This window comes from Amycolatopsis sp. NBC_01480, from assembly GCF_036227205.1.
GTDB lineage: Bacteria > Actinomycetota > Actinomycetes > Mycobacteriales > Pseudonocardiaceae > Amycolatopsis.
Genome location: NZ_CP109442.1, coordinates 8013686 through 8033092 on the forward strand (window position 1 = coordinate 8013686; position 19407 = coordinate 8033092).

The following is a 19407-nucleotide window of genomic DNA, read 5'->3' on the forward strand; positions in this document are numbered from 1 at the left end:
CACAGCAAAGGAGCTGAACATGGTTATGGCGTATGACAACTTGTTCATCGGCGGGGGCTGGGTTGCACCCGCGTCCGACCGCCGGATCGAGGTCGTCAACGCGACGACCGAGGAATCGCTCGGCAGCGTTCCGGAAGCCGGCGAGCCGGACGTCGACCGCGCGGTCGCCGCCGCCCGGCAGGCGTTCGACGATTCCCCGTGGGCCACCGCGTCCCCGGCCGAGCGGGGCGATGTGCTCAACCGGTTCGCGGACGCGCTGGAGAAGCGCGGCGAGCAGCTGACCCGGGCGGTCAGCCTCCAGAACGGCATGCCGCTGAGCTTGAGCGAGCAGTTCGAAGGCGGCTACGCGGTGGCGCTGCTGCGCTATTACGCCGCGCTGGCCACCTCGACCGAATTCGAAGAACGGCGGCCGTCACCACTCGGTTTCGACACCCTGATCCGGCGCAGCCCGGTCGGCGTGGTCGGCGCGATCGTGCCGTGGAACTACCCGGTGGTCCTCGCCGTCACCAAGATCGCCCCGGCGCTGGCCGCGGGCTGCACCGTCGTGATCAAGCCGTCGCCGGGAACGGTGCTCGACAGCTTCCTGCTGGCCGAAGCGGCCGAGGAGGCCGGCGTGCCACCGGGCGTGCTGAACTGGGTGCCCGGCGGCCGGGAACTCGGCGCGTACCTGGTTTCGCACCCCGGCGTCGACAAGGTCGCCTTCACCGGCTCCACCGCGGCCGGACGGCTGATCGGGGAACGCTGCGGAGCGATGCTGCGGCCGGTTTCGCTGGAGCTGGGCGGAAAATCGGCGGCGGTCATCCTCGACGACGCCGACCTGGACAAGGTGACCGAGGGGCTGTTCTTCGCCTCGCTGGCGAACAACGGACAGACCTGCATGGCGTGCACCCGGATCCTCGCGCCGCGCAGCCGCTACGACGAAGTGGTCGAATCGCTGGCCGGCTGGCTCGGTGGCCTGCAGGTCGGCGACCCGCTGGAGCCCTCGACGCAGGTCGGCCCGCTGGCTTCGGCCGAGCATCGCGAGCGGGTCGAGGGATTCATCGCCAAGGGCCGTGCGGAAGGCGCCCGGCTGGTACTCGGCGGCGGCCGTCCCGCCGGGCTCGACCGGGGGTGGTTCGTCCAGCCGACCCTGTTCGCCGACGTGGACAACGCGTCCACGATCGCGCGGCAGGAGATCTTCGGCCCGGTGCTGTCGGTCATCGCCTACGACGGCGACGAGGACGCGGTGCGCATCGCCAACGACTCCGAGTACGGCCTCGGCGGCAGCGTCTGGTCGGCCGACTCCGAGCGGGCCACGTCGGTCGCCCGCAGCGTGCAGACCGGCACCGTCGGCGTGAACGGGTACGTGATCGACCTCAACGCGCCGTTCGGCGGGGTCAAGGCCAGTGGCATCGGGCGCGAGTTCGGCCCGGAAGCCTTGGCCGGCTACCTCCAGCTCAAGTCGATCTACCTGCCTGCCTGAAGGAGATTTCCCATGCGTGTCAAGGCCGCAGTCGTGCGTGAAGCCGGCCAGCCGTTCCGGATCGAAGAGCTGGAGCTCGACGAGCCCCGGGCCGGCGAGGTCCTGGTCAAGATCCATTCCACCGGTGTCTGCCACACCGACATCGGCGTCCGCAACCAGTGGCTGCCGGTGCCGCTGCCGCTGGTGCTGGGCCACGAGGGCGCCGGGGTGGTCGAGGCGGTCGGCCCGGGCGTCACCAAGGTCGGGCCGGGCGACAAGGTCCTGCTGACCTTCGCCTCCTGCCACCGCTGCCGGATGTGCCTGCAGGGCGATCCGGCCTACTGCGAGCAGTTCGTCGTCGGCAACGTCGCGGGCTCCCGCCCGGACGGCACCAACGCGCTGCACGGCGAGGGCGACGTGCACGGCTTCTTCTTCAGCCAGTCCTCGTTCGCGACGCACTCGATCGCCATCGAGAACAACGTCGTCAAGCTGGGCCCGGACGCCGACCTGTCGATCGTGGGCCCGCTGGGCTGCGGCATCCAGACCGGCGCCGGCACGGTGCTCAACCGGCTTCGCCCCGAGACCGGGTCCAGCCTCGCCGTGTTCGGCGCGGGCGCCGTCGGCATCGCCGCGGTCATGGCGGCCCGCGCGGCCGGGTGCACGAAGGTGATCGCCGTGGACCTGGTGCCGGACCGGCTGGCGCTGGCCGAGGAACTGGGCGCCACCCACAGCGTTGATGCCTCCGCCAAGGACCCGGTGGAGGAGATCCAGCGGATCACCGGACGGGGCGCCGACTTCACGGTCGACACCACTGCCGTCACGGCCGTCGTCCGCCAGGCGGTCAGCGCCCTGGCACCCAAGGGCACCTGCGCGGTGCTCGGTTTCGGCCAGGCCGGCACCGAGGTCCAGGTCGACATGCTGGAGCTGCTGATGACCGGGCGCACCATCACCGGGGTGACCGAGGGCGACGCCCGGCCCGACGAGTTCATCCCGCGGCTGCTGGAACTGCACGCCCAGGGCCGGTTCCCGTTCGACAAGCTGATCACGAGCTACGACTTCGCCGACATCAACGCGGCCTGTGCGGATTCCGAGTCGGGCAAGGCGGTCAAACCGGTCCTGCGACTGGTCTGAGCCGGCCGGTTTCACCTACGCGGCAAAGGAAAGGAAACATCGTGACTGCCGACGACGGTGTCATCACGAAGCTGGTCGAGCACTTCAGCCTGCACGACCGCGATTGCCAGAAGCACCAGGACGAGATCTTCACGAAGATGCGCACCGAGTCCCCGGTCGCGCACAGCGTCGAACACGGCGGGTTCTACGCGGTTTCGCGCTACCGCGACGTCTACGAGGCGGCGCACAAGCCCGAGCTGTTCTCCTCGTTCCCGGTCACCATCCCGCCGTTCGGCAATCCGACGCCGATGATCCCGATCGAGTCCGACCCGCCGATGCACCGCAAGTACCGGACCCTGGTGGGTGCCCGGTTCAGCCCCAAATCGGTGGAGGCGCTCGAGCCGCACATGCGGGAGATGGTCCGCACGATCATCGACGGCCTGGTCGGCAAGAAGGACGCCGACCTGGCGAAGGAGGTGGCGATCCCGCTGCCGTTGCGCGGCATTCTCGAGCTGTACCTGGGGGTGCCCGAAAAGGACTGGGAAAAACTCAAGGACGAGTTCCTGTACATGCTCCAGCCCGATCCCGAGTCGACCGACGAGGAGAACCTGGAACGGTCGATGGCGGCGGGCCTCAACTGCACCATGTACTTCGCCGAGATGCTCGATCACTTGCGTACCAACGGTTACGGCGACGACCTGATCAGCCACCTCGACCAGGCCGAGCTGGACGGGGAACGGCTCGCTGACGACGAGATCTACGGTTTCTGCCTGGTGCTGGTGCCCGCCGGCTTCGACACGACCGCCAGCGTGCTGAGCCGGTTGCTGCTGATGTTCGCCGAGAAGCCCGAGGTGCGCGACCGGCTCGAGCGGATCGTCGACGATCCGGAGAAGCTGGACCTCGCTGTCGAGGAGCTGATCCGGTTCATGCCGCCCCAGCCCGGCGTGGCGCGGAACGTGACCGAGGCGTGTGAGTTCGCCGGGCAGCGGCTGGACGAGGGCGACCGGCTCCTGCTGCTGTGGCCCTCGGCCAACCGGGACCCGGAGGAATTCCCCGACCCGGACGAGCTGGTCTTCGACCGGCAGCCCAACCGCCACCTCGGGTTCGGCTCCGGGATCCACCGGTGCCTCGGCTCGCACCTGGCGCGGCTGGAGCTGAAGACCCTGCTGAAGGAGTTCCTGCACCGCGTCCCGCGCTACCGGGTCGCGCCCGGCAAGGAAGCCGTCTGGCACACCGGGAACACCTGGGGTGTGAAGACGGTGCCGGTGGTGTTCGACGAATGGCCGGAGCCGTGACCAGGATCGTGATCGACGCGGACCGGTGCCAGGGCCACGCGCGGTGCGCGGTCCGGGCGCCGGAGCTGTTCGACGTCGACGACGACCAGGGCAAGTCCTTCGCACTGACCGAAAACGTTCCACCCGAGCTGAGCGACGCGGCGGCCGAAGCGGTCGAGACGTGCCCGGAGCGGGCGATCTCCCTTCACGACGAATGACGTTTCGAGCAAAGGAGCTCTCGTGGGTGTCTTCAAGGACGAGGACGAGGTCTACCGCTACCTGGGCAAGATCTTCCAGGTGAGCCTGGCGGACCCCGAACTGGGGCCGAAGCTGCGCAAAGTCGGCTCCGTGCTCAAGCTCAACCAGTCGGACCCGGAATCGACCATCGTGATCGACTTCGGCGAAGGCGTGGTGCAGCTGGGGCGCGAAGGCGGCGACCAGGTGACGCGGCCGATCGACGCCGAACTGGAGATGCTGGCCGACACCGCGCACCGGTTCTGGCTCGGCAAGGTCAACGTCGCGCTGGCGATGGCCAAGGGGCAGATCAAGACCAAGGGCAAGGTCTCCGCGGTTATGAAGGTGGTCCCGATCACCAAGCCCTTGTTCGGCACCTACGAGAACATCCTGCGCGAAGCCGGGCGGGCCGATCTGGTCGACGCGGTGAACTGAGGTGACCACGGTCGAGAAACCCGGTGCGGCGCCGCCGCGTCGCCGCGTCGGGGGAACGGAACGCGTCATCGGCGTGGTGCCCGGTCCGGTGCGCACGGTGGTGCTGGAGGTGGGCCGGATCTGCCAGCTGCTGGGGCAGGTCCTGGCCAGCGCGATCCGGCATCCGCGGGGCTACTGGAAAGACACCCTCGACGAGATGTATGCGTTGCTGCGCCTGTGTTTCTGGCCGGCGACCTTCGCGATGGCCGGGTTCGGCTTCCTGATCACGGTGATGGGCGTCGGGCTGCTCGGCCTGCTCGGCGCGGCGAACCGGATGGGCGCGTTCTGGGTGATGGCCGACATCCGCGAGATCGCCGCGTTCATGGTCGGCATGGTCGTGGCCGGGGTGATCGGCACCTCGATCACCTCGGACCTCGGTGCGCGCCGGGCCCGGGAGGAGCTGGACGCGCTCAAGGTGCTCGGCATGGACGTGCTGCGGATGCTGGTGATCCCGCGGGTGATCGCGACGGCGGTGATGTGCGCTCTGCTCAACTGCCTCACGTCGTTTGTCGGCGTGCTGCTCGGCTTGGTGGCGGTGAGCGCGCTCGCCGACACCACGTCGGGCGCGTACATCGACAGCATGTCGCACAACCTGTACGCCGCCGACGTGTGGGGAGCCGAGCTGAAGACGCTCCTGACCGGTCTGTTCATCGGTGTGATCTGCAGTTACAAGGGGCTCAACGCCGGCGGTGGCCCCGAAGGCGTCGGCCGGGCGGTCAACCAGGCGGTGGTCATCTGTTTCGCGATGGTCTGGGTGTTCAACTTCTTCTTCAACGCGATCGCGCAGGGGCTCAACCCGAACCTGCTGATGCTGCGGTGAAGGGCGGACGACGATGACGACAGTCGAGCAGACCGCGAAACTCCCGGACCTGCGGACCCCGGTCCCACGCCGGTCGAACGTGCTGCGCGGAGCCGCCGAAACCGTCGGCGACATCGCCTGGTTCGGCTTCCGGGTGCTGGCGGAGATGCCGCTGGCACTGGGGCTCTACTTCTCCGAGGTGCTGCGGCAGGCGGCCATCCTGATCCGGTCCAGCGGCCTGATCATCTGGTTCATGATGTTCGCGATCGGCGCGGAAACCGGTCTGCAGGGCCATTACATCCTCGACCAGGTCGGCGCGTCCGGCTACGTGGGCGTGTTCACCTCGATCGGCGATCTGAAGGCGGACTCGACCTCGATGTGGGGCTGGGTGCTGGCGGCCAAGGTCGGCTGCGGCTACGTGGCCGAGATCGGCTCGATGCGGATCAGCGACGAGATCGACGCGCTCGAGGTGATGGGCATCCACTCCCGCGCCTACCTCGCCGGCACCCGGCTGTGGGCGATGTGGCTGGCGGCCCCGTTCATCTTCATCGCGGGCGAGGGCTGCCAGTACCTCGGTTCCTGGGCGGTGGTCCAGCCGATGCTGGAGACGACCTCCCCCGGCGGCTACTCGAACATCTTCTGGTCCTTCCAGACCCCGGTGGACCTGTTGTACGCGCTGATCTGGGCGGTGCTGCTGTCCACCCTGGTGGTCCTGGTCGGCTGCTTCTACGGCTACACCGCTTCCGGCGGCCCCGTGGGCGTCGGCCGCAACACCGCGAAATCGATGATGGTCAACATGATCATCGTGTCCGGCGCGGCGGCGATCCTCTATCAGCTGTTCTTCGGCACGAGCATCCAGACCCCCATAGCCAACTAGTCCGCCCGCGGTGGCGTTGAGGAGTTCCGATGGATCCGCAGAGTCGCGGTGGCCACAGCACCGACGTCCTCCCGGCCGGTCACGGCACGGCGGCGGTCGCCACTGTCCGGGACCTGTACAAGTCGTTCGGCTCGTTCCAGGTCATGCGAGGGCTCACGCTGGAGTTCAAGCCGCGGGCCGTCACCACGATCCTCGGCCCGTCCGGCACCGGGAAGAGCGTGCTCCTCAAGCACATGGTGGGCCTGCTCGAACCGGACTCGGGCACGGTGGAGATCTTCGGCCAGGACATCTGGAAGGTGCGCGAGCGCGAGCGGGCCGAGCTGCGCAAGCGGTTCGGCGTGCTGTTCCAGGACGGGGCGCTGTTCGGCTCGATGAACGTCTACGACAACGTCGCCTTCCCGCTGCGCAAGCACACCGACCTGGCCGAGACCGAGATCCGCGAGATCGTGATGGAGCGGCTCAAGGAAGTCGGCCTCGAGGCCGCGGAAAAGAAGGCACCGAACGAGATCTCCGGCGGCATGAAAAAGCGCGCCGGATTCGCCAGGGCGCTGGTGCTCAACCCGGAGATCGTGCTGTTCGACGAGCCGGACTCCGGCCTCGACCCGGTGCGCACCAGCCTGCTCAACGACGTGATCCTCAAGGTGCACGCGGACGACCAGGGCACCTATGTCGTGGTCACGCACGACATCCGCACGGCGCGCAAGGTCAGCGACTACGTCGGCCTGATCTGGCAGGGCCGGGTGGTCTACTACGGCGCGGCCGACGACGCGTTCGCCTCGGAAGACCCGTTCGTGCGCCAGTTCCTGGCCGGCGATTCGGTCGGTCCACTGGGGATGGACTGACATGGCGGTCACGAAGTGGCTGGCCGGCGCGGCGGTGCTGGCCGTCGCCGTCATCGGCGGCGGCTACCTGCTGGCCACGCAGCAGCACGGCTACGAGATCCAGCTGGTGATGCCGAACGCGGCCAACCTGCTGGACGGTTCACGGGTCGAGATCGGCGGCAGCGAAGTCGGTCAGGTCACCGGGCTGGGCACTCGCGACGGCAGCGCGCTGGTGACCGTGTCGGTCGACGACGCCCACGCGCCGCTGCACGCGGGCAGCACAGCCCAGGTGCAGTGGCGCGGACTGCTCGGGGAGCGGGTCGTTTCGCTGACGCCCGGCCCGGCCGCCAACCCCACGATTCCGTCGGGCGCGATGCTGCCCGCCGGTGGGGAGCAGGTGGAGCTCGACCAGGTGCTGGCCGCGCTGGACCCGCAGACCCGGACGCACCTGAACTCGGTGGTGCAGCAGCTCGATCAGAGCCTCAAAGCCCATCCGGCCGACATCAAGGCGACGCTGAGCACGGCCGGTCCCGCCGTGGACGAACTCGGCGCGGTGCTCAAGGCGGTCGGCCAGGACGGCCCCGCGATCCAGAACCTGATCACCGACCTGCGCAAGCTGATGGACCCGGTCGTCGCGCGCCAGCAGCAGGTGCGCCAGGTGATCGGCAACCTGACCAGTGCGACGGACACGCTCGCGGCCGAGCAATCCCAGCTGCAGCAGGCACTGGGCGCCCTTCCCTCCACTTTGGACAGTGCGCAGCGGGCCGTGGACCGGGTGCCGGGCGCGGTGGACGCCGCGGTGCCGCTGCTGCAGGACGCGCAGCCGGCGACGAAACAGCTGACTTCCCTGGCACAGAACCTCAGCCCGCTGCTCACCGACCTGCGACCGGCGATCGCCGATCTGCGGCCGACGCTGCGAGCCGCGACCACTCTGCTGCAGACGACACCGGCGTTGCTCGACAGCGCGCACGGGGTGCTGCCGGGAGTCACTCAGGCGATCACCCAGCTCAACCCCGCGGTGGCGTTCCTGCGGCCGTACACACCGGACCTGACGGGCTGGCTGGCCAACTGGGGCGCGGCCTTCGCAAACTACGACGCGCAGGGCCACTACTTCCACGGTCTGGTGCAGGTCAGCACCAGCATCCTGGACGACAACCCGGGGGTGAACGCGGGCTTGAAGGGCGGGCCGAGTTCCACCCCGGCCCCGGGCATGGCCTCCGGACAGCCGTGGGCCGACGCGAATGGGAGCGCACCGCGATGAAGACTGTGGTCAAACGAGGCCTCCGGATCGGCGCCGTCGTGCTGGTCGTGGCGGGAGCCGTGGCGGGGTACCTGGTGTCGCGGCCGAGCTCGGACAAGATCGAGCTGACGGCGATGTTCGCCGACGCGAGCCCGCTGATTCCCGGCAACCTCATCCGCATGGGCGGCATCCAGGTCGGCGAGATCGACTCGGTCGCCCTGCGCAACGGGCAGGCCGCCGTGAGCATGCAGCTGGACCCGGCGGTGCTGCCGCTGCACCAGGACGCGACCGCGAAGATCCGTCCGGTCACGCTGCTCGGCGAGCGCTACATCGACTTGGACCGGGGTTCCCCGCAGGCGCCGGTGCTGACCCAGGGGGTCATCGCGGCGAACCACACGAGCCGGGCGGTGGACCTCGACGAGGTGCTCAACTCGGTCGACGATCCCACCGGCACCGCGCTGGCCGCGCTGGTGACGACCCTCGGCGAGGGGGCCGCGGGGCAGGGTCCCGACATCGACGCGGCCCTCAAGGCGCTCGCCCCGGCCATGCAGAACACCAATCAGCTCGCGGACGTGCTGAACCAGCAGAACGCGGTGCTCGGCCGGCTGGTCGACCGGGCCACACCGGTCGCGCAGGCGCTGGCGGGCGGCAACGGCCAGAACCTCGACCAGGCCGTCGACGCCGGCAACCGGATGCTGACCGCGGTGGCGGCGCAGCGCCAGGCGATGCAGGACGCGCTCGGCCAGTTGCCCGGCACGCTGCGCACGGCCCGGCAGGTGCTGTCCGAGACCGCCGGGGTGGCCGAACAGGGCATCCCGGCCCTGGACTCCGTCCGGCCGGTGACGGACAACCTCAGTGCGATCACCACGGAGCTGAACACCTTCGCCGACAGTGCGGATCCGGCGCTTTCCTCGCTCCCGGCGGTGCTCGACCGCGCGAAGGCGCTGCTCGACCAGGCCGCGCCGGTGGTGCGGGACCTGGGGCCCGGCGGGGCAGTGCTGCCCGGTGTGAGCGCCTCGGCCCACCGGCTGGTCGGCGACCTGACGCCCGCGCTGGGCACCGCGCTGGATTTCGTGAAGTACTGGGCGATGAGCACCAACGGCCGCGACGCGCTGGGCAACTACTTCCGCGCTTTCGTGGTCACCACACCGAAATCGCTGTTGCAGATCCCCGGCGTGGGGCTGGGCCCGGCGTCGTCACCGCCGCCGGCCGCGCCGCCGGCCCAGCCACAGCCCCAGCCGCAACCTCAGCAGCAGCCGCCGTTGCTGAACCTGCCCGCACCGGCCGGCCCGCCGGCGGGTGACCCGGGCAGCGCGACCGGCCTGACCGGGAACCAGGAGAGCTCTCTGCTCGACCAACTGCTCGGAGGCCTGTGATGCGCTCGGCCACCACCCGCTCGTTCGGCATCGGGCTCGTCGGTCTCGCGGTGCTCGCCGTGACCATCCTGTTCGGCATGACGGCCAGCTCCGGGGTGCCCGGAGCGCCGAAAACGGTGGTGCGGGCCGCTTTCCACAACGTCGGCGCCCCGCTCAAGGTCGGCGACGACGTCCGTGAGAACAGCTCCCGCATCGGCCGCGTGGCCGATCTGCGCTACGACGGCCGGCAGGCCGTGGTGACCCTCGAACTCGACGGCACAGTGCCGGTGTACGCCGACGCCAGGGCCGCCGTCTGGGATCAGTCGGCACTGGCGAAGAAGCTCGTCGAGCTGGATCGCGGGCACGCCGGCGCCGGGCCGCTGGGGGACCGGGTCATCCCGCCGGACCGCAACGTGGACTCGGCCGACCTGGACCAGGTGCTCGACGTCCTCGACGGCCCGACCCGGGACGCGCTGACCGGCACCGTCCGGGAGGCCGGCGACGGCGCGGCGGGGCACAGCCAGGATCTGCACGACTTCCTGGAGCACGCGCCCGCCGAGCTGACCGGGATCGGGACGACGGCGGGGGCGCTGACCGCGCCGGCCGCGGACCTGCCCGCCTTGCTGCTGCGGGCCGACCAGCTGGCCGGCTCGTTCCAGGGCCACCAGCAGCAGCTGGCCGACCTGGTCAAGCAGGCCGGCGACACGGCGGGCGCGCTGGTCGTGGACAACGGAAAACCGTTGCAGGACACCGTCGGGAAGCTCCCTGGGACGCTCACCGACGCCAAGGCCGCGCTCGACTCGCTCAGCCGGCCGCTGGCCGATCTGCACGGCACGCTGGCCGCGGTGCGGCCGGGCGCGCAGGCGCTGGGACAGGCGACTCCCGATCTGCGCGGGGTGCTGCGTGAGGCGCCGGCCCCGCTCGGCGCGGTGCCGGGAGTGGCGCAGAAGGCCGGGCCGGCGCTCGCGGACCTGACCGGGGTGCTGGCCGACGCGCGCCCGCTCGCCCCGGCGCTGTCCCGCGGGCTCGTGGACCTGGCTTCACCGGTGAACACCCTGGCGCAGTACAGCACTCAGGTCGTCGAATTCTTCCGGCGCATCGAAAGCATGGTGTCCACGGAGGTCTCACCCGGGGTGCACGGGGCGCGGGTGGGCGTCGCGGTCGAGGGGCTCTCCGCGGCCACCGGCGGGCTGCTGCCGGATCCGCTGCAGGGCCAGGACGCCTACCCCGCTCCCGGTCAGGCGGACCGGGAGCACACCGGGTCGCCGGTGAACATCCTGCCGGGAGGGAACAACTGATGGCATCGAGGTTGCGCAAACCCGTGGTGCTCGGCGCGGTCCTGCTGATCCTGGTCATCGGCGCGCTGTTCGCGGTCTACCAGAAGGAGCGGATCGGCACGCTGCTGTCCTCGGGCGACATCGTCCACGCGGAGTTCGCCCGGGACTACCGGCTGCAGCCGGACAAGTCCGACGTGAAGGTCGCGGGCGTGGTGGTCGGCAAGGTCACCGAGGTCGGCAAGGACGCGCAGGGGCACTCCCTGGTGACGATGAAGGTGGACGACGGCACCGTGGCCAAGCTGGGCAGCCTGCCGTCGGCGATCATCCGGCCGACCACGCTGCTCGGCGGCAACTACTACCTGGAACTGGTGTCCGGCGGCGCCCGGCAGGCGTACGACACCGCCCAGCCCATTCCCTTGGCGCGCACCTCCGTTCCGGTCGAGCTGGACCAGGTGCTGGCGACTTTGCCTGGCCGGGCCCGGGAATCCGTTCAGGACAGCACGCGGCTGACGGACGAGGCGCTGAAAGCGGGGGCCGGTGCCGCGGCGGGTGATCTGGTCCGGGACGCCCCGGGCGCGCTCGCCCCCGCGAACGACGTGCTGTCCGCGGTGCGGGGAACCCGTCCACAGGAGGACCTCTACCAGCTCGTGCCCGACCTGGACTCGGCCGCCGCGACGATGACGCGCAAGGAGGGACAGCTCTCGGGCGTGATCGACTCGCTGCGAGACGTCAGCGCGACCCTCGCCGCGCAGCGCGCGCCGCTCGCCGACACCGTGGGCCAGTTGCCCGCCACACTCGGCTCGACCCGCACCGGGCTCGACGCGCTGAGCGGGAGCCTGGACCGGGTCACCGCGGTCGCGGGCAAGGCGGCGCCCGCGGTCAAGGAACTGTCGCCACTGCTGGAAAAGGCCAACCCGGTCGTCCAGCAGGCCCTGCCGCTGGTGCGGGACCTGCGGCCGCTGCTCGCCCAGGTCCGTCCGGTGGTGGACGAGCTGGTGCCGACCGCCACGGGGGCGACCTCGACGCTGAACAACGTTCGCGGCCCGGTGCTGGACCGCGTCAACGGGCCGATCGCGAAAACCGTGCTGTCGCCCTGGAACGGGACCGGGGCGTACGCCGGCGACGGCGGCAACGGTCACCTGTTCTACCAGGAGGTGGGCTACCTCGCGGCCCACACGGCGAACCTGTCCCAGTACGGCGACAAGAACGGGCGCATGCTCGGCCTCGCCCTCGGCGCCGGTGTCTCGAGTGTCGGCGGCAACGACCCTGGTACGGCGAAGCTGTTGCAATCACTCGGTTTGCTGCCCGGTGGGGTGCAGCTGCTGCCGCCGCCCGACAACTCCGGGGACACCTACCGCCCGCAGCCGGCGACCTCGCCCGGCCAGGGACAGCTGCTGCCCGGCCTCCCGCCGATCCCCCTGCGATCGAACTAGGAGTTGTGCGGTGAAGAAGAAATTCTCGCTCCGCCGGACCTGGGAACGGGTCCGCACCGTGCCCGGGCTCGGGCGCAACGTGCTCACCGTGATCGTGCTGATCACGCTCGGGGTGATCAGCACGTCCGTGATCCTCGGCAATCAGCGGTTCATCCTGCCCTGGGCCGACCGGTACGTGTTTTCCGCGGACTTCGCCCAGGCACCGGCCATCAATCCGGGCCAGCAGCCGAAGGTCCGCATCGCCGGGGTCGAGGTCGGGCAGATCACCGGCAGCGCGGTGACCGGCACCGGCACCGCCCGCCTGACCATGTCGCTCGAACCCGGGAACACCATCTACCGCAACGCGCACCTGGTCCTGCGGCCCACCAACCCGCTGAACGAGATGTACGTGGAGGTCGACCCCGGCGGGCCGCCGCAGCCACCGCTGCCGGCGAACGGGGTGATCCCGGTCGGCCAGACCGAGCGCCCGGTCCAGCCGGACGAGGTGCTCGATCACCTCGACGACCGCAGCCGGGCCGCGCTGACGAACCTGTTGTCGGCCTCCGACGTCGCGCTCGCCAACGCCCCGGCCACCCTGCCGGGCGGGCTTCGCGCGGCCGACGGCACGATGGTGGCCGTCAAACCGGTGCTGGACGCGCTGGCGGCGCGGCGGGACAACATCGCGAACCTGGTGACCGGGCTGAGCCGGATCAGCGGCGCGGTCGGGCACGACGACGCGCGGCTGGCCGAGCTGCTGGACTCCACCCAGTCCACGCTTTCCGTGCTGGCCCAGCACAACGCGGATGTCCAGGCGACACTGGCGGAACTGCCCGGGACCACGGACCAGTTGCGCCGCGCGATGGACGGCGTGAGCGGCCTGACGAACCGGCTCAACCCGGTGCTCGACCACCTCGACCAGGCCTCGGCCCAGCTCCCGGACACGCTGCGCAAACTGGGCGGCACGGTGGACAACCTCGGCGCGACCGTGGCCGCGGCCAAGCCGGTCGTCTCCGCGGCCGGCCCGGTGGTCCGCGACGTCAGCCCGCTGGTCGGCGACGTGCACCGCTCGCTCGCGGACCTCGAACCGGTCACCCGGGACCTGATCCCCGACTCGGCCCTGCTGGTCTCCTACCTGGGCGACCTCCAGGCCTTCATCTACAACACCAACGGCGCGTTCAGTCTTTCGGATGCCAACGGCGGCTTCATCCGCGGCCACGTCGCGGTCCCGCTGCCCGACGCCGGCGTGCTTCCCGGCACCCACGGCGGCAACACCGGCGGGAGCCACCCATGATGCGGATCTTCACCGGAACGGCCGGGAAACTCGCCGTGCTGGGCACGTTTTTCGTCCTGTCCCTGGTGTATCTCGGCTACCTGTTCGACCGGGCGGGCGTCACCGGCCCGTTCCAGGCGGCGGCCTACACTATGTCGTTCGAGACCGGCGACGTCGACAACCTGATCCCGGTCGGCGACGTCGACATCGCCGGGGTCCGCGTGGGCCGGGTCCAGGACGTGTCGAACCGGGACGGGAAAGCGACGGTCGTCGTCGGCCTGGACCCGGAGGCGGGGCCGCTGCACGAGGGTGTGACGGTGCGGGTCGGCGCGAAGTCGCTGGCCGGTGAGTCCTATGTGGACGTCCAGGACGGCAAGGGCGCGGAACTGCCGTCGGGCACGAAGCTGGCGGCCTCGGCGGTCAAACCCGCGGTGCAGTTGCGCGACGTGGTGAACTCGCTCGACCCCAAGACCCGCGACGCGCTGGGCAGCGTGCTGCGTACGGCGGGCGCGGCGACCGCGGGCACCAAGGACGACGTGTCGAGCGCGTTGTCCGGACTGGGCGCGCTCGGCCGCCAGGGCTACACCGCGATCGACGCCGTGGCGGCCCAGTCCAAGGACCTCACCGCGCTCGCCCAGCAGACCAACGTCGTGCTCGACGCGCTGAACACCGGTGAGGGGCAGATCGGGGACCTCGTGCAGGAAGCGCAGAAGCTGACGACGGCCACCAGCGGCCAGAAGCAGAACCTGTCCGACACCGTGCGGAAGCTCCCGCCCCTGCTGGCGAGCACGCAGACCGCCACCGGCCGCCTGCGCGACCTGTCGTCCGCGCTGAGCCCGGTCGCGGCGGACCTGAACCAGGCGGCGCCCGCGCTGTCGACGGCGCTGCAGCAGCTGCCCGCGACCACACAGGACCTGCGCGGGCTCCTCCCGGACCTCACCGCCACGCTGCACGAGGCACCGTCCACACTGGACCGGGTGCCGACGCTGGCCGGCGACGCTTCGGCGATGGTTCCCCAGCTGCGGACGACGATGAGCCACCTGAACCCGATGCTGGGCTACCTCGCCCCGTACGGGCCGGAGCTGGGCGCGTTCTTCTCCAACTTCGGGGCGATGCTCAACTACGTGGACGAGGCGGGGATCCACTTCTTCCGCCTCGAGCCCGATCTGGGCAACGAAAGCATCGTCAAGGGTGTGCCGGTGCCGCTGCCGGCGATCCTGACCAACCGCAACCCGTATCCGGCGCCGGGCCAGAGCCTGGCCCCCGACGGGCGCTCGTTCACCCGGCTCGAACCCGCTGGAGGCTGAGATGAGTGTGCCAACGCAGGTGATCACCGATGCCGACTGGCTCGCCGACGTGTATCGCCGCTGCCATCGCGACGTGTACCACTACATCCGCGCCTGGTCGGTCAGCCCGGCCACCGCCGAGGACTTCGTGAGCGAGACCTTCCTCCGGGCGGCCCGGCACGTGATCACGTTGAAACAGCGGCAGGACAGCGTGGTGCCGTGGCTGTTCCGGGTGGCGAAGAACGTCATCCTCGACGACCGGAAGTCGGCCCGGTTCCGGCGGCTGGTGGTGCTGGACGAGGTGCCCGAGGCGCCGGCGGACCACGAGCCGGTCGAAGACCAGCTGACCCGGAAGTGGATCGCCGCCGAGGTCGGCAAATGCGTCGAACTGCTCAACCAGGCGCAGCGCCGGTGCCTCGACCTGAGGTTCCACGACGGCCGGTCGGTGGCCGAGACGGCGAAGCTGATGAACCGCACCGAGATCGCGGTCCGGCAGCTGCAGCACCGGGCCCTGATCCGGCTCGGCTCGCTGCTGCCCGCCGCACTCGCACCCGGGTGATCGTGGACAGTCTCGGGAACTGAGTGCCAGTAGTTGTTGACTATCCACAGCGACCGCGGTTACGGTGACCGCCGTCACAGCGAAGGAGTCGGTACCCATGGGCCGCAGGAAGATCGGCGTCCGGGTGGTGGGCGCCGCCCTGGCCCTCGCCGCGCTCGCGGTCGCGGCCACCGGGCTGCTGAAGCTCCGGGTGGAGACGACGGTCGACTCCTTCCTCCCGGCAGGGGACTCCACCGTCACGGCGCTGGGGGACAACGCCCGGACCTTCGGCGGCGACCCGATCGTCGTCCTGCTGGAATCCCGGCAGCCACAAGGACTTCTGCTCGGCGACGGCCGGTTGCCCGCTCTCATGCGGCTTGAGGGGGAACTGGCCCACCTGCCCGATGTCGCGACCGTCTACGGCCCGGCGACGATCATGAACCAGCTCGCCATCACCTCGCAGGACATGCTCGCGCGGCTGAGCGGGACGCGGGACGGGCTGCGCGCCAAGGCCGAGAGCGAGGCGCAGGGCAAGGGATTGCCCGCGAGCGCGGTCAAGGCCGCCGGCGACGCCGCGGTCGCGGACTTCGACCGGCGCTACGGGGCGCTGCTCGTGCGCGGCCTGCCGGCCGGGCTGCCCACCACGAACAACCCGGCCTTCGTGCGGAACGTGATCTATGACAGCTCCGGGAACCCGCGCCCCCGCTGGCACTTCGTCGTGCCGTCGCCGACCGCGGTCTCGGTGCTGGTGCGGCCGCGGGAGGGCCTGGACGAGCCGGGCACCCGGCGCCTGGTGGCCGCGGTCCGCGACGCGGTCGGCCACGCCGGCCTGACGACCAGCCGGGTCACCGTCACCGGGGTCCCCGTGGTCACCTCGGCGGTGACCGACGAGGCGGTGGGCGAGATCCCGTTGATCGGCGCGCTGGCCGTCGTGGTGCTGCTCGGCCGGTTCCTGCTGACCGGCCGGAAGGAGCGGCTGCTGCGCCGGCTGTGGCCGCTGGCGGCCGCGCTGATCGGGGGTGTGCTGACCCTGGCGGCGTTCGGCTGGGCGGGCCTGCCGATGTCCTTCGGCGCCATCGTGCTCCTGCCGCTGCTGCTGGGCATCGGCAGCTCCTTCCCGCTGTACCTGGGCATGGTGGCGGACCGGCGCAAGGTGCTCGTGATGTCGGCGGCGAGTGCGGCGGCCTTCCTGTCGCTGGCGATCTCGCCGCTGCCGTTCGTTCGTGAGCTCGGCTTCGCGCTGGGCCTGGGCGTCCTGCTGACCGTCGGCGCGACGTTGCTGCTCGGCCGCCGGTTCGCGCCGTCCCCGCCGACGCCCGGCGACCGGGTCCGCACGATCGGCGGGGGCAGGCGGTGGGCGCTGATCGGGTGCCTGGTGGCGGTCGCCGCGGCCGGCTGGGTCGTGTTGCCCCGCTTGGACGTCCGGGCGAGTCCCGAGGACGTCGCGCGCGGGCTCTCGGCGCTGGACGAAGCTCGCTACGCCGAGCAGGTGCTCGGTTCCTCCGGTGAGGTCAGTGTGGTGCTGCGAGGCAACGACGCGCAGAGCCCGGCGGCACTGAACTGGCTCAGCCAAGCCCAGGATGTCGTGATCGCGCGCTTCGGCGACCGGGTCCGCCCGATCATCACGGCGCCGGACCTGCTCGGCTTCCTCGGCGAAACGCCCACCGCGGGGGAGATCGCGGCGGGGCTGCAGCTGATGCCGCCGTACCTGACCTCGTCGGTGCTGTCACCGGACGGCACACAGGCCTTGCTCACGTTCGGGCTGAAGCTGCAGGACCTCGGGCAGCAGGCGCAGCTGCTGGACGACGTGCGCGCGTCCTTGCCGCCCCCGCCGCCGGGCGCGCACGCGGACGTGGTGGGCCTGCCGGTGGCGGCCGCCCGAGCCTACGACCTGGTGCGCTGGGACCGGTATCCGGCGAATCTCGCGGGGGCCGGCGCCGCGGGGATCGTGCTCCTGTTCGGGTTGCGCCGGCGCGGGGACGCGGTGCGCGCCATCCTCGCGGCGGTGCTCGCCACCGGCTGGACGATCGCCGGGCTGTGGGCGGCAGGCCAGTCACTCAGCCCGCTCACCGTGGCGCTGGGCTCGCTGGCCACGGTCACCGCCGGTGAGTTCACGATCCTGCTGCTCGACGACACGCGCCCGAGACGGGCCGTGCGGTGGGCCTGCGCGACGTCAGTGCTCGGGTACCTGGTGCTCGCGTTGTCCCGGATCGGCCTGCTGCGCGAGTTCGGGCTCACCATGGCCGCGACCGTGGTGGTGTCCTACCTGGCCGCCCTCGCGTGTGTGTCGCTGGGACGCCGGCCGGTGCCCGGCCCACGGGCGGCGGCTCCTTCGAAAGCCGAATTGGTGGAGGTGTAGGGAGTGAAACTCCAGGTCCCCGGATTGTTCCGGCGATGGACGGTGGTGCCGTCCGGGCTCCGGGCCCAGGGTGTGCTGGCGGCCGTGCTGGTCGCCATCGCGGGCGGCTCGGGCGGGAACCTCGTCGTGCGCGCGCTCGACGAGCTGCCGGCCGGCGCCGTGTTCCGCACCGGCGACACCGTCGTTTCGCAGGAACAGCTCCAGCAGCGGGTGAACCTCATGGAACTCCTCTACGGGGTGCAGCAGCCTTCGGACCCCGCCGGAACGGACCGGTTCCGGCGCTCGGTGGCCAAAGCCGTCGCGGTGAGCATGGTCGTCGACGACGCGGCGCGGGGCGCCGGCATCGTCATCGCCGACAAGGCGGCCAGCGACCAGCTCGACAAGATCGTCAGCGACAACGGCACCGACCGCAAGACCTTCGTGCAGCAGCTGGGCGCCCACGGTCTGTCCGAAAAGGACGTTCTGGACGAGGTCAAGCGGCAGCAGGCGGGCGCGCGGCTGTTCCAGCAGGCGACCGCCGGGGTCAAGGCCACCACCGACGCGGACGCGCAGCACTACTACGACGCCAACCGCGCGCAGATGGTCTCGCCCGAGCAGCGCGACCTCGCCAACATCGTCGTGTCGTCGGCCGACCAAGCGCAGCTGGTGGCTCAGCAGGCCCGCTCGGGCGCCGATTTTCCGGGGCTGGCCGGGCAGTACTCGATCGACGGCAGTACCAAGGGCAACGGTGGTTCGCTCGGCAAGGTGGCCGCGAGCCAGCTCGACGCGGCGTATGCCAAGGCCGCTTTCGCCGCGCCGCCGGGGAGCGTGTTCGGCCCGGTGCAGACCCAGCAGGGCTGGAACGTCGGGCGGGTCGGTGCCGTCCACCCGGGCAGCCCGATGTCCTTCGACCAGGTCAAGGACGCGGTCAAGACCAAATTGGACAATGACGCGAAACTCAAGGTGTGGGACGACTTCCTGGTCGCCAGGATCAAATCCGCGAAGGTGGAGTACGCCCCCGACTACCTGCCGCCCGACCCGGACGCGCCGCCCGCGGACGGTCAGTAGGGGAAAAGGAGGAGAATGATGCTGGCTCTCATTCTGGCCGTGGCCGCCGGGGTCTGCCTCGGGCTCGGCTGGCTGCTGGGACAAGTGGTGCTGGTCTACGTCGCGCTGGGTCTTTCGGCGGCTGGCTTCGTGCTCGTGCTGGTGCAGGCCGTGCGACGCTGGAAAGCCGCCAAGGCGGCGAAAGCGGTCGACGCGGAAGCCGAAATCGAGGATGGTGACGGTACGGACTCCGGGATCGTGGAGCAGCCGGACGATGCGGCGGCCGAGGAAGGTGAAGTTGTTGTCGCGTCTGCCGCCGACGAAGGCGATGTTGTTGTCGCGTCCGCGGCCGAGGATGGCGAGGTCGTTTTCGTGGTACCGGGCCGGATGCGCTTCCACGCCGCCGGATGCCGGCTGATCGACGGAAAGGGTGTGGAACAGCTGACGCTGGAGGAGGCCGAAGACGAGGCCTTCACCGCGTGCACGGTCTGCGCGAGCCACCAGGCCGCGGAGCTTGTCGGGGGCTGAAGTCCGCGGACTTTCCCGCGCCGGGGAATTCCGGCGCGGGCGGTCGATGGGTTAGAATCTCTGACGCCCGCGCAACGGTGCGCCGG

At 70.6% G+C, this 19407-nt stretch carries 18 protein-coding genes; all 18 read left to right on the forward strand.

Annotated features, from left to right (window positions below; genetic code table 11):
* Positions 1-19 precede the first annotated feature (19 nt).
* The 18 genes from OG371_RS37720 (at position 20) to OG371_RS37805 (ending at position 19321) form a co-directional block, all read left to right on the forward strand.
* Positions 20-1462: an aldehyde dehydrogenase gene (locus OG371_RS37720; protein ID WP_442876030.1), complete on the forward strand. Its 1443-nt coding sequence runs from the start codon at positions 20-22 to the stop codon at positions 1460-1462.
* Positions 1463-1474: 12 nt separating this feature from the next.
* Entirely contained in the window at positions 1475-2572 is a 1098-nt protein-coding gene (locus OG371_RS37725; RefSeq protein ID WP_329060814.1) for an NAD(P)-dependent alcohol dehydrogenase, read from the forward strand.
* Between the two features lie 41 nt (positions 2573-2613).
* Positions 2614-3846: a cytochrome P450 gene (locus tag OG371_RS37730; protein ID WP_329060816.1), complete on the forward strand. Its 1233-nt coding sequence runs from the start codon at positions 2614-2616 to the stop codon at positions 3844-3846.
* Positions 3843-4043 (forward strand): ferredoxin, encoded by a 201-nt coding sequence (locus OG371_RS37735; RefSeq protein WP_329060819.1) that lies wholly within the window; start codon positions 3843-3845, stop codon positions 4041-4043. The genes OG371_RS37730 and OG371_RS37735 overlap by 4 nt, the downstream gene beginning before the upstream one ends.
* Before the next feature lie 22 nt (positions 4044-4065).
* A complete protein-coding gene (locus OG371_RS37740) occupies positions 4066-4494 on the forward strand; it encodes an SCP2 sterol-binding domain-containing protein (RefSeq protein ID WP_329060820.1) in 429 nt (142 codons plus the stop codon).
* A gap of 1 nt (position 4495) precedes the next feature.
* Entirely contained in the window at positions 4496-5353 is an 858-nt protein-coding gene (locus OG371_RS37745; protein WP_329060822.1) for an MlaE family ABC transporter permease, read from the forward strand.
* Between the two features lie 13 nt (positions 5354-5366).
* Complete coding sequence (locus tag OG371_RS37750; protein WP_329060824.1) at positions 5367-6209, forward strand: ABC transporter permease; 843 nt, start codon at positions 5367-5369, stop codon at positions 6207-6209.
* A gap of 29 nt (positions 6210-6238) precedes the next feature.
* Positions 6239-7051, forward strand: coding sequence for an ABC transporter ATP-binding protein (locus OG371_RS37755; RefSeq protein WP_329060826.1), 813 nt, complete (start codon positions 6239-6241; stop codon positions 7049-7051).
* Position 7052: 1 nt separating this feature from the next.
* Complete coding sequence (locus tag OG371_RS37760) at positions 7053-8291, forward strand: MlaD family protein (RefSeq protein ID WP_329060828.1); 1239 nt, start codon at positions 7053-7055, stop codon at positions 8289-8291.
* On the forward strand, positions 8288-9646 hold the full coding sequence (locus OG371_RS37765) for an MlaD family protein (protein ID WP_329060830.1): 1359 nt from the start codon (positions 8288-8290) through the stop codon (positions 9644-9646). Before OG371_RS37760 ends, OG371_RS37765 begins: the two co-directional genes overlap by 4 nt.
* On the forward strand, positions 9646-10923 hold the full coding sequence (locus OG371_RS37770) for an MlaD family protein (RefSeq protein ID WP_329060832.1): 1278 nt from the start codon (positions 9646-9648) through the stop codon (positions 10921-10923). Before OG371_RS37765 ends, OG371_RS37770 begins: the two co-directional genes overlap by 1 nt.
* Complete coding sequence (locus OG371_RS37775; protein ID WP_329060834.1) at positions 10923-12335, forward strand: MlaD family protein; 1413 nt, start codon at positions 10923-10925, stop codon at positions 12333-12335. Before OG371_RS37770 ends, OG371_RS37775 begins: the two co-directional genes overlap by 1 nt.
* A 10-nt stretch (positions 12336-12345) precedes the next feature.
* Positions 12346-13605, forward strand: a complete 1260-nt coding sequence (locus tag OG371_RS37780; protein WP_329060836.1) for an MlaD family protein — start codon at positions 12346-12348, stop codon at positions 13603-13605.
* Complete coding sequence (locus tag OG371_RS37785; RefSeq protein WP_329060839.1) at positions 13602-14891, forward strand: MlaD family protein; 1290 nt, start codon at positions 13602-13604, stop codon at positions 14889-14891. The genes OG371_RS37780 and OG371_RS37785 overlap by 4 nt, the downstream gene beginning before the upstream one ends.
* Position 14892: 1 nt before the next feature.
* A complete protein-coding gene (locus OG371_RS37790; RefSeq protein WP_329060841.1) occupies positions 14893-15429 on the forward strand; it encodes an RNA polymerase sigma factor in 537 nt (178 codons plus the stop codon).
* 97 nt (positions 15430-15526) lie between these two features.
* On the forward strand, positions 15527-17767 hold the full coding sequence (locus OG371_RS37795) for an RND transporter (RefSeq protein WP_329060842.1): 2241 nt from the start codon (positions 15527-15529) through the stop codon (positions 17765-17767).
* Positions 17768-17770: 3 nt separating this feature from the next.
* Positions 17771-18814 carry a peptidyl-prolyl cis-trans isomerase gene (locus OG371_RS37800; protein WP_329060844.1) on the forward strand — a complete coding sequence of 348 codons (1044 nt, stop codon included), beginning with the start codon at positions 17771-17773 and terminating at the stop codon, positions 18812-18814.
* A gap of 15 nt (positions 18815-18829) precedes the next feature.
* Positions 18830-19321 carry a hypothetical protein gene (locus tag OG371_RS37805; RefSeq protein WP_329060848.1) on the forward strand — a complete coding sequence of 164 codons (492 nt, stop codon included), beginning with the start codon at positions 18830-18832 and terminating at the stop codon, positions 19319-19321.
* The last annotated feature ends 86 nt before the right edge of the window (positions 19322-19407 follow it).

Excerpts from the sequence above, each read along its gene's own strand:
- OG371_RS37790 (WP_329060841.1), top strand. The coding sequence starts at position 14,893 with ATGAGTGTGCCAACGCAGGTGATCACCGATGCCGACTGGCTCGCCGAC.
- OG371_RS37795 (WP_329060842.1), top strand. The coding sequence starts at position 15,527 with ATGGGCCGCAGGAAGATCGGCGTCCGGGTGGTGGGCGCCGCCCTGGCC.
- OG371_RS37725 (WP_329060814.1), top strand. The coding sequence starts at position 1,475 with ATGCGTGTCAAGGCCGCAGTCGTGCGTGAAGCCGGCCAGCCGTTCCGG.
- OG371_RS37775 (WP_329060834.1), top strand. The coding sequence starts at position 10,923 with ATGGCATCGAGGTTGCGCAAACCCGTGGTGCTCGGCGCGGTCCTGCTG.
- OG371_RS37770 (WP_329060832.1), top strand. The coding sequence starts at position 9,646 with ATGCGCTCGGCCACCACCCGCTCGTTCGGCATCGGGCTCGTCGGTCTC.
- OG371_RS37760 (WP_329060828.1), top strand. The coding sequence starts at position 7,053 with ATGGCGGTCACGAAGTGGCTGGCCGGCGCGGCGGTGCTGGCCGTCGCC.
- OG371_RS37805 (WP_329060848.1), top strand. The coding sequence starts at position 18,830 with ATGATGCTGGCTCTCATTCTGGCCGTGGCCGCCGGGGTCTGCCTCGGG.
- OG371_RS37720 (WP_442876030.1), top strand. The coding sequence starts at position 20 with ATGGTTATGGCGTATGACAACTTGTTCATCGGCGGGGGCTGGGTTGCA.
- OG371_RS37765 (WP_329060830.1), top strand. The coding sequence starts at position 8,288 with ATGAAGACTGTGGTCAAACGAGGCCTCCGGATCGGCGCCGTCGTGCTG.
- OG371_RS37750 (WP_329060824.1), top strand. The coding sequence starts at position 5,367 with ATGACGACAGTCGAGCAGACCGCGAAACTCCCGGACCTGCGGACCCCG.
- OG371_RS37785 (WP_329060839.1), top strand. The coding sequence starts at position 13,602 with ATGATGCGGATCTTCACCGGAACGGCCGGGAAACTCGCCGTGCTGGGC.
- OG371_RS37755 (WP_329060826.1), top strand. The coding sequence starts at position 6,239 with ATGGATCCGCAGAGTCGCGGTGGCCACAGCACCGACGTCCTCCCGGCC.